The 9707-nt window shown below is 60.5% G+C and carries 9 protein-coding genes and 1 tRNA gene; 8 read left to right on the top strand and 2 right to left on the bottom strand.

All coding sequences use genetic code 11. The annotated features are described in order from the left end of the window. Positions 1–8 precede the first annotated feature (8 nt). Positions 9–95: transfer RNA gene (locus QAT43_RS04580), tRNA-Leu, on the top strand. 62 nt (positions 96–157) lie between these two features. Here the strand turns inward: QAT43_RS04580 and QAT43_RS04575 are convergent. Further along, the gene (locus QAT43_RS04575) at positions 158–742 is read right to left on the bottom strand and encodes a chemotaxis protein CheD (protein ID WP_305041863.1); all 585 of its coding nucleotides are present in this window, start codon (positions 740–742) and stop codon (positions 158–160) included. A gap of 195 nt (positions 743–937) precedes the next feature. On the opposite strand from QAT43_RS04575, the gene QAT43_RS04570 reads away from it, so the two are divergent. From QAT43_RS04570 to QAT43_RS04540, 7 genes are all read left to right on the top strand, one after another. Next, entirely contained in the window at positions 938–1585 is a 648-nt protein-coding gene (locus QAT43_RS04570; RefSeq protein ID WP_305041862.1) for a Crp/Fnr family transcriptional regulator, read from the top strand. 158 nt (positions 1586–1743) lie between these two features. Then, positions 1744–2118: a nitrous oxide-stimulated promoter family protein gene (locus QAT43_RS04565; protein ID WP_305041861.1), complete on the top strand. Its 375-nt coding sequence runs from the start codon at positions 1744–1746 to the stop codon at positions 2116–2118. A gap of 15 nt (positions 2119–2133) precedes the next feature. Beyond that, positions 2134–2259: a hypothetical protein gene (locus QAT43_RS04560; protein WP_305041860.1), complete on the top strand. Its 126-nt coding sequence runs from the start codon at positions 2134–2136 to the stop codon at positions 2257–2259. 114 nt (positions 2260–2373) lie between these two features. After that, complete coding sequence (locus QAT43_RS04555) at positions 2374–3099, top strand: ATP-binding protein (protein WP_305041859.1); 726 nt, start codon at positions 2374–2376, stop codon at positions 3097–3099. A 271-nt stretch (positions 3100–3370) separates the two neighbouring features. Next, positions 3371–3769 (top strand): YkgJ family cysteine cluster protein, encoded by a 399-nt coding sequence (locus QAT43_RS04550; protein WP_305041858.1) that lies wholly within the window; start codon positions 3371–3373, stop codon positions 3767–3769. Between the two features lie 250 nt (positions 3770–4019). Beyond that, the gene (locus QAT43_RS04545; RefSeq protein ID WP_305041857.1) at positions 4020–5090 is read left to right on the top strand and encodes an efflux RND transporter periplasmic adaptor subunit; all 1071 of its coding nucleotides are present in this window, start codon (positions 4020–4022) and stop codon (positions 5088–5090) included. Further along, positions 5090–8230, top strand: a complete 3141-nt coding sequence (locus QAT43_RS04540) for an efflux RND transporter permease subunit (protein ID WP_305041856.1) — start codon at positions 5090–5092, stop codon at positions 8228–8230. The genes QAT43_RS04545 and QAT43_RS04540 overlap by 1 nt, the downstream gene beginning before the upstream one ends. On the opposite strand, the gene QAT43_RS04535 is transcribed toward QAT43_RS04540, so the two are convergent. Then, entirely contained in the window at positions 8227–9612 is a 1386-nt protein-coding gene (locus QAT43_RS04535) for a TatD family hydrolase (protein ID WP_305041855.1), read from the bottom strand. The two genes, QAT43_RS04540 and QAT43_RS04535, sit on opposite strands and share 4 nt — an antisense overlap. Positions 9613–9707 lie beyond the last annotated feature (95 nt).

Raw genomic sequence — 9707 nt, 5'->3', positions numbered from 1 at the left:
TCGCTTCAGCCGAAGTGGTGGAATTGGTAGACACGCTAGGTTCAGGGTCTAGTGACCGTAGGGTCGTGGGAGTTCGAGTCTCCCCTTCGGCACCAAGTTGCAAGTCAAGGGTCGGAATCCGAAAAAGGTTTCGGCCCTTTTCGCATTTAAAACCGATTCATTCCCACAGCTCGTCCTTACCCGCTTCGCGCCGCTGCCCTTTTTTCAGCGCCGTCAACAATTGCCGTTCGCGCCGGGCGATCTCGGGCTCGGTGGTTTTTTGGATGCGGCGCACCAGAACGGAAAAATCCTCCGGCAGGAAATAGATCACGCGACCATGAACGCCGCCGAGATCCTCGGCCATGAGGGGAATTTTTTCGTGGTGGAGAAATTCACGAATGAAGCGGCAGTTGAGTTCTCCGACGCCGGGACCGGCGGATTTGGGAGCGATGATGGTGGCGCCGCCGAAAACCTTGGCGCGCAGGTTTCGGCGCTGAGCACCGATTTTGAGCATGTCGTTGATCAGCAACTCCATGGCATGCACGCCATAGCGTCCCGATTCGCTGAGCAGCAAGGGCAGGTTGCTGAGACTACGGGTGCCGCAGAGCAGAAAATGGTTCATGCCCATGATCCGCCGGACGGGATCATACAGGCATGCCGCCACGCAGGAGCCGAGGAGGGTTGAAAGCACCAGGTTCTCGGCGCTGGCGCGATATTCGCCAGGCAGGAGGGAGATGACGGGTTCGGGAACGGATTTGGGCATGTTTTTCGACTTTCCTGGATCGCCACAACTCGGTGACCTACCACCGGAAAACTCGTGAATTATGACCCAAAAAGTCAGTTTGGCAAGGGCGCAATATATGTGTCCAAGCATAAGTGGCCAAAAAAATTGCCCATCCCCAGATCTTCTGCTAGTCTTTCCGCCATGGAAAATCGCGCCGCCATCAAAAAATGTCCCTTGTTTGCCGGTGTAACGGATCAGGATCTCGACCGCCTGGAAGAGGTCTGTCGGCGTCGCGAGTTGTCCAAGGGCGAGGTGCTTTTTTCCCAGGGTGAGCCGGCGGTGGGCTTTTACGTGGTGACCGACGGCAAGATCAAGATCTACAAACTCTCGCCCGACGGTAAGGAGCGCATTCTGCACATCGTTCACGAGGGAGAAAGCTTTGCCGAGGCGGCCATTTTCGCCGACGGGCTCTATCCCGCCTTCGCCGAATCCGTCAGCCCGGCGGCGGTGCTGTTTTTCCCCAAGAAGGAATTCCTCAATCTGCTCAAGGAGCATTCCCAGATCCCCATCAACATGATCGCCGGCCTGTCGCGCTTTCTGCGCCAGTTCGCCACCCAGATCGAGGATCTGACCTTCAAGGATGTTCCGGCGCGCCTGGCCCGCTATCTGGTGGATCTGGCCGGCGACGAAGCCGAAACCATCCAATTGCCCATTTCAAAAAGCCAACTCGCCTCGCGCCTGGGCACGGTGAGCGAAACCCTCTCGCGCACCCTGCGCAAGCTCTCCGACGATGACTTGATTCGCGTGCGCGGCAAGGACATCGACATCCTCGACCGCGACCGCCTGGAAGACCTCGCCGAAAGCACCCGCGAATCGTTTTAGACAGGTTTTCACCGCAGAGCTCGCAGAGGACGCGGAGAATATATTGGGGTGAGATTTTCCCCTTGAAGTTCTCCGTGGCCTTTGCGTTCTCAGCGGTAAAATAACAATTTTGATCTCGATCAAAGATTTTATCTCGTCTTTTTCCTATCCTTCTACCCATGAACGCAGAAACTCACACAACAGCACTCGATCCGAAGGAAATCAAGGATCTGCGCGTGCTGGCGCACTTCACCGCGGTCTACTGCCGGGTCCATCACGAGGGGCCGCGTGAGGCATTGTCTCCGCGTGAGGATTGGGGCACGGAAATTGATCTGTCCCGATTTCGGATTTGTGAAAGCTGCCGGGAATTTTTGGTGTACGCCATCGAGCGGCGGTTGCGCTGTCCGCTGGAGCCCAAGCCGGTGTGCAAGCATTGCAGGATTCACTGCTATCGCCCCGGTCATCGCGAAAAGGTCAGGGAGATCATGCGCTTTTCCGGCAAGTATCTGATGAGGCGCGGACGTCTCGACCTGTTGTGGCACTATTTTTTCTGACGAAGGAGTTTGCCGATGATCTGGAACGTGCTGACGGCCGCACTGATCTTGGCCTGGACCCTGGTTTTCCTGACTGCGTTTTGCCCGCTGCGGGCCCTGCGGCGGCGGCAAGATGCCGAATCCGCGTCTGTTTCCGATTGAATTTCAGAAACTTTGATCCCGGTCAAGGCTTTGTCGCGCCGATCCGGGTAGATTCTGAACATATCGAAGAGCCCAACCCTTAAATCCATCAACTTCCCTCGGAGATCAGCCATCATGATTCGTGAAATTGTCAAAATCGATGAAGAAAAATGTGACGGCTGCGGGCTGTGCGTTCCGGCCTGCGCGGAAGGGGCGATTCAGATCGTTGACGGCAAGGCCCGTCTCCTCGCCGACAACCTGTGCGATGGCCTGGGCGCCTGTCTGGGTGATTGCCCACGGGATGCCATCACCATTGTGAAGCGCGAGGCCGCCGAGTTCGACGAGGAAGCCGTAGTGGAGCATCTGAAAAAAAGCGATCAGCCGGCCGCGGCACCCGTTCATGCTGCCGCTCCGGTTGGCGGCTGTCCCTCCGCGCGGCTTATGAATTTTGCTCGCCAGGAAGAATCCGAAACGGATGAAGTGGCCGGCAAAAGGCCATCCCAGTTGCGCCAGTGGCCGATTCAGATGCATCTGGTGCCGCCGAGCGCGCCCTTTTTCAAGGATGCCGAACTGGTGTTGGCGGCGGACTGCGCGCCTTTTGCCTATGCCGACTTTCACCAGGACATCCTCAAGGGCAAGGCCCTGGCCATTGGTTGCCCGAAACTCGACGACGGCCGCGCCTATCTGGAGAAACTCACGGCCATTCTGCGCCAAAACGACATCCGCGGCCTCACCGTGGTGCATATGGAGGTGCCTTGCTGCACGGGCCTAATCATGATGGCCCGGCAGGCCATTGCCGACAGCGGCAAGACGGTGCCCTTGGCCACGATCAAGGTCGGCATCCAGGGCGATCTGAAATAGCTGGCTAAGGAACATTCCGGCAGTCCGTGATGATCAGGCAAGGGCGGGGCAATTTCATGTGTCCCGCCCTGTTTTCGGCCAATCGCTAAAGCGGCTTGACATCTCATTGATAGAACGGTATTTGTTTTACTGTGTTACTCGTTTTTCAAGAAAAAAATACAAAATATTTTAAATTTTACTTGATTTGAAGGATTTTGTTAGAACGATGTTTGTTTGATCCTATGGCGTCTATTTTTAGGGATGGATGACGCAACGACCAAGGAGGCGCGTCATGATGATCGAAGTCTTGTGTCGGCTTTGGGACAGGATTCATCCGAACAGCCAGCCGTACCAAAGAGGCTGCCGCGCCTGCGGACAATGTTGCGATCTCTACGGGGGCTACTTGCATGCCTCCGATGCCGACCTGGAGCGCTGGCGCCGGTTGGGGCGCGAAGATCTCCTGAGGTTGGTCAACGAGGTCGGATGGATCTGGATCGATCCCAAGCAGGGCCGGCGCGGCCAGCCCTGTCCGTTTCTACAGCGGATCAGCCCCGAAGAGGCGCGCTGCGGAATTCATGAGATCAAGCCCGATATGTGTCGCGACTATCCCTCCCTCGATCATGGCCGTCATTGTGTCCGGGGGATCTACATTCCCCGCCCCGCGCCGCCCAAGGAGTCGATTCTTCACTGATGGCCGGATCAGCCTCCTAAACCTGTGCCGCGAGTGGGCATTTTTGTTCTCGCGAGCCGTTCTTTTGCTCAGTCCCTTCCGTCGCTCCTTTCTTCCGATTTTCATCGAAATGTTTTGACCCTACAGGTCGCTGGGCCTAGAATGTCGATTTGTCTTGCCCCTTGGCACAGGGACTGCATTTTGCTTTTTACGAGGTTGGCAGTTCCCTCCCTGGGTGCCGGTTCCTTTTTCAGCGAAGGCAGAGAAGATCGTGAAGAAAAAATCCTCTGCGTCCCTCGGGACGATCATCATTCTTTTCCTGGCCCTGGCGATGTCCGGCTGCGGTCGCGACAGTACCGCCGAGACGCAAATTCAGGACGCGACGCCGCAGAAAGTTGTTTCCGTGACCCTGGAAACGCTGGCGCCCGCCGACTTGGCGGAAACCTTTACCTTGCCCGCGACGCTGGAAGCCTGGGAAGATTTGACCCTGGCCGCCGAAATCGCCGGCCCGGTGCGCTTCATCGGGCCCCGTGAAGGGGATCGCGTGGCCAAGGACGAGGTGATCCTGCGCATCGACTCCGAAGCGCGCGAGGCGGATCTGGCCAAGGCCAAGGCCGAGTTTGAGGTGCGGCAAAGCCACCTCAATCGCATGACCCGCCTGCGCGACGAGCAGATCGTCAGTCCCCAGGAATATGAGGATGCCCGCCGCAATTTCGAGGTGGCCCGCTCCGCCCTGCGCAGCGCCGAGGTGGCGCTGGGTAAGAGCGTTTTGCGCAGCCCGGTGGCCGGCATTGTCGATCGCTTGATGGTGGATCGCGGCGAATTTGTCTCGGAAGGCACGCCGGTGGCTGAAGTGGTTAAGGTGGATCGCCTGCAGGCGGTTGTCGAGGTGCCGGAAAAAGATGTGCATTTTTTGCACGTCAATCAGGATGTGGATGTGGTGTCCGCCCGCATTACGGGAGACGCCGGCGAGTTGATGCGCGGCAAGCTGTTCTATCTGGCCTTCAAGGCTGATCCCGTGACGCGCACCTTTCGCGCCAAGGTATCCGTGGACAATGCCGAGGGGCGGTTGCGGCCCGGAATGATCCTGCGCGTCCGCTTTTTGCGGCAGGAATTCCGCCATGTTGTAGCCGTGCCCTTGTACGCCGTCATGGAGCGTGGCGGCGGCACCCTGGCCTTTGTCGAGGACAACGGCGTCGCGCGGGTGCGGCCGGTGGTGACCGGCAGCGTCATCGGGGATCGGGTCATCATCCTGCAGGGTCTTGACGTGGGCGAAAAGCTCATCGTGCGCGGCCAGCAACTGCTGGAGGACGGTACCGCGGTGACGGTGGGGAGCAACTGATGCTGCTCTCCAACGCCGCGATCAGTCATCGCAGCACCGTCTTTACGCTGATGGTCATCGCCCTGGTGGCGGGCATCTACAGCTATCTGGTGCTGCCCAGGGAGTCGGCGCCCGATATCACCATCCCCGTGGTGCTGGTCCTGACCAACCACGAGGGGGTGGCGCCCGAGGATATCGAGACCCTCATCACCCTGCCGCTGGAACGCAAGCTCAAGGGGCTCAAGAACGTGGAAAAGATGCGTTCGGTGAGCGCCGAGGGCTCCTCCATGATCACCATCGAATTTACCCCCGACGTGGATATCGACAACGCCATCCAATGGGTGCGCGACAAGGTGGATCAGGCCAAGGGCGATCTGCCCGACGACCTGGAAAACGATCCGTCCATTCTGGAAATCAACATCTCCGAATTCCCCATCCTCATGATCGCCGTGTCCGGCCCGGTCGGTGAACCGATGCTGAAAAAAGTCGCCGAGCGTCTCGAGGACTACATCGAGGACATCCCCGGCGTGCTCGATGTGGTCATCACCGGGGGGCGCGAGCGGCAGATTCGCGTGGAATTTGATCCCGACCGGCTGGCAGCCTATCGGCTGTCCTTTGTCGAGATCATGGCGGCCATCCAGCGCGAAAACGTCAACATTCCCGGCGGCAGCATCGACATCGGCCAGGGCAAGTATCTGCTGCGCATTCCCGGCGAGTTCACCGATCCCGCGCAGATCGACAATCTGGTGCTGGTGGTGCGCCAGGGACGGCCCATCTATTTCAAGGATGTGGCCAACATCGTCGATACTTTTGAAGACCCGCTGAGCCATGCGCGCCTCAACGGGGAAACCAGCGTCACCCTCGCGGTCAAGAAGCGCACCGGGGTAAACATCATCGCCGTGGCCGATCAGGTCTTCGCCCTGCTCGAACAGGCGCGGCCGCAGCTGCCACCCGGCGTGGAACTCTCGGTGACGCTCAATCAGTCCAAGGACATCCGACGCATGGTGGCCGAACTGGAGAACAGCATCCTCACCGGCCTGATTCTGGTGGTCACGGTGCTGTTTTTGTTTCTCGGCCTGGCGAATTCCCTGTTCGTTGCCTTGGCTATCCCTTTTTCCATGCTGTTTTCCTTCGCCATTCTCCATGCCCTGGGCATCACTCTGAACATGGTGGTGCTGTTCAGCCTGATTCTCGCCCTGGGCATGCTGGTCGACAACGCCATCGTCATCGTCGAGAACATCTATCGCCACATGCAGGAAGGCAAGGACCGGGTGCGGGCGGCACGCGACGCGGTGAGCGAGGTGGGTTGGCCGGTCATAAGTTCGACCCTGACCACCCTGTGCGCCTTTTCGCCCCTGATGTTCTGGCCGGGGATCATGGGCGAGTTCATGAAATACCTGCCCCTGACCCTGATCATCACCCTGAGCGCCTCGCTGTTCGTCGCCCTAGTCATCAACCCGGTGGTGTGCGCGAGTTTCATGCGCCTGGGCAAGGCCCGTCAGGTTCGCGGCGAACTGCCGTGGATTCTGCGCCTCTACCAAGGGTTGTTGCGCTGGTCGCTTCGGTGGCGGGTGCTGGTGCTGGCCGGCGCCGGTGGTTTTCTGGTCGGCGTCGCGGTGCTTTACGCTTTTCTGGAACACGGCGTCGAACTGTTCCCCGACATCGAGCCCAACCGCGCCTTCGTCGAGATCAGCGCGCCCGAGGGCACCAATCTCGCCACCTCCGACCTGCTGGCGCGGGCCGTTGAATCGGTGGCTCTGGAGGAGCCGGATCTGCGCTTCGTGATTTCCGAGATCGGAGTGTCGGCGAGCGCCGATATGGGCGGCGACAGCGGGGGGCAGAGCAACCAGAGCAAGATTTCCCTGGATTTCGTCGAGCGGCAGGAGCGACGCGAACATGCCGGCGAAGTGCTGGCGCGCATCCGCGAGGCGGTCGGATCCCTGGCGGGGGCCGAAATCAAGGTGGAGAAGCACAAGGAAGGCCCGCCAACGGGGCCGCCGGTGAGCATCGAGGTAAGCGGCGAGCAGGTGGAAACCCTCGCCCTGATCGCCCAGCAGATCAGGGAGCGGATCAAGGATGTCCGCGGTCTGGTCGATCTCAAGGATGACTTCGTGCGTGCCAAGCCCGAAATCCGCATTCAGGTGGATCGCGAGAAATCAAGTCTGCTGGGGTTGTCCACCGCTGACATCTCGCGGACGGTGAAAGCGGCGGTGAGCGGCACCAAGCTGGGCGTTTACCGGGAGGGCAAGGAGGAATACGACATCGTCGCGCGCCTGCCCGAGGAGCGCCGTCAAGCCCTGGCGGATGTGGCCAATCTGCTGATTCCGACCCTGGAGGGCGATCCGGTGCCTATTTCCAGCCTGGCGCGCATCGAAATGGGCACGGGTTTCGGCTCCATTCGCCGCCTCAACCAGAAGCGCGTGGTGACCATCACCGGCAACACCTTCGAGCGCAACAGCAACGAGGTGCTTCAGGAAATCCAGGGGCGCCTGGACGGACTCGAACTGCCGGCGGGTTACCGCATCGCCTTCAGCGGCGAGCAGGAGGAGCAGCAGAAGGCGGTGGCCTTCTTGAGCAAGGCCTTCGTCGCGGCGATTTTTCTCATCACCCTGGTGCTGGTCACCCAGTTCAATTCCCTGCGGCAGGCCGGCATCGTCATGACCTCGGTGATCTTGTCCCTGTCCGGGGTCTTCCTCGGCCTGAGCATCACCGGCATGGCCTTCGGCGTGATCATGACCGGCATCGGCGTGATTTCCCTGGCGGGCGTGGTGGTCAACAACGCCATCGTGCTCATCGACTACATCAACCAGCTGCGGCGCGACGGCATGAGCCTGGAGGACGCCCTGGTGCGTGCCGGGGTGGTGCGCTTTCGTCCGGTGCTGCTGACGGCGGTGACCACCATCCTCGGCCTGCTGCCCATGGCCCTGGGCTTCAGCTTTGATTTTCGCTCCTGGGCTTTTGAGATCGGCGGCGAGTCGGCGGAATGGTGGGGGCCCATGGCGGTGGCGGTGATTTACGGCCTGGCGGTGGCGACCCTGTTGACCCTGGTGGTGGTGCCGGTGCTTTATTCCCTGTCGCAGACGGCAACGCCGCAGGCCCTCTTCGAAGGTCTGCGGCGGCGCTTGGGATCTGCAAAAACAAACCTCAACTCTAAATCCTAGCCCACCTCGTTGTATTCCCGGGCGCGGAAGGTCGCACCGAGCCCTTCGGCGAGGCGGCGGCAGGCCTCGATGTCGAGACCCGGCACGGTGACGGCGCTGGCGACGACCTCGGGGATGGCGCGCGCCGCCTCACGAATGAAGTCCTGAACGCCCGTGAAGGCTTTTTCCCCGAATTGCGAACGGCACAGCCGCTGGTAGGTGGCCGCATCGGGCGCATTGAGCGACACCGAGAGACAATCCACCAGCCCGACCAGTTCCGGCAGGATATTGCGCCCGTGCACCAGGTTGGCCTGGCCGTCGGTGTTGATGCGCACCTTGCAGCCATGTTGCTTCAGCCAGGCGGCAACCTCCTTGATGAGGGCCAGACGCAGCAGCGGTTCGCCATAGCCGCAGAACACCACTTCATCGTAGGAACGCGGATCGCCGATTGCGGCGATGACCTCGGCGGCGTCGGGTTCGTGATCGAGCTTGAGGCGGTGCCCCTTGACGGTGAAGTCGCTGAACTTGGCGCAGAAGGAGCAAGCGTTGGTGCAGCGGTTGGTGATGTTGAGATAAAGGCTGTTGCGGATGGCGTAAGCGATACGCACGGATTGCTCGGCGCGACCGATGCCGAACAGGGTGTGGGCGTTGAGGGTCGTGATTCGCGCCACGTCTTCGAGGGACAATCCCTTGATTTCGGCAACCTTTTCCGCGGTCATGCGCACATAGGCCGGTTCGTTGCGTTTGCCGCGCAGGGGCTGGGGCGCCAGGTAGGGGCAGTCGGTTTCCAGCAACAGCCGCTCCATGGGCACGGCGCGCGCCACCTGGCGCAGTTCCTCGTTCCTGGGGTAGGTGAGGGTTGCGGGGAAGCTGATGTAAAAGCCCATTTCCAGGCAGCTCCGCGCCATGGCGATATCCCCGGAAAAGCAGTGAATCACGCCGCCTACTTCCGAGGCGCGCTCCTCGCGCAGAATGCTGAGAATCTCATCGTGGGCGTCACGGTCATGGACAATAAGCGGCCGTGCGACCTCCCGCGCCAGACGGATTTGACGACGAAAGGCGAGGCGCTGGGCGTCGCGGGGCGCGCGGTCGCGGTAGAAATCGAGGCCGGTTTCGCCGACGGCGACCACCTTAGGGGCGTCAAGCATCGCGCGCAACTGTTTCAGGCCTTCGTCGTCGGCCTGCAGGGCATCATGGGGATGAATGCCGACCGCCGCGTGGACTTCGGCAAAGCGTTGCGCAAGCGCGATGCTCTGGCGCGAGCTGGCGAGATCACAGCCGACGGTAAGAATGGTCCGCACGCCGTTGTCCCGCGCCCGCGCGATGACCTGGTCGAGATCCTCGGCGAAGGGGCGGTTGTCGAGATGGGCGTGGGTATCGATGAGGGAGGATTGCAGGGACATGCCGGACTCCGCAAAAGCAAGGGGCGCTGCCGCGCCCCTTCGATGTTTTTCCAGATTTGACCAGTTCAACCGCATTGCTGACCGCGGCGGCATCG

Origin of the sequence: Geoalkalibacter sp., assembly GCF_030604225.1 — a bacterium.
Classification (GTDB): Bacteria; Desulfobacterota; Desulfuromonadia; order Desulfuromonadales; family Geoalkalibacteraceae; genus Geoalkalibacter.
The sequence above is the reverse complement of the archived record's forward strand: the minus strand, read 5'-3'. Positions and strand labels throughout refer to the sequence as shown.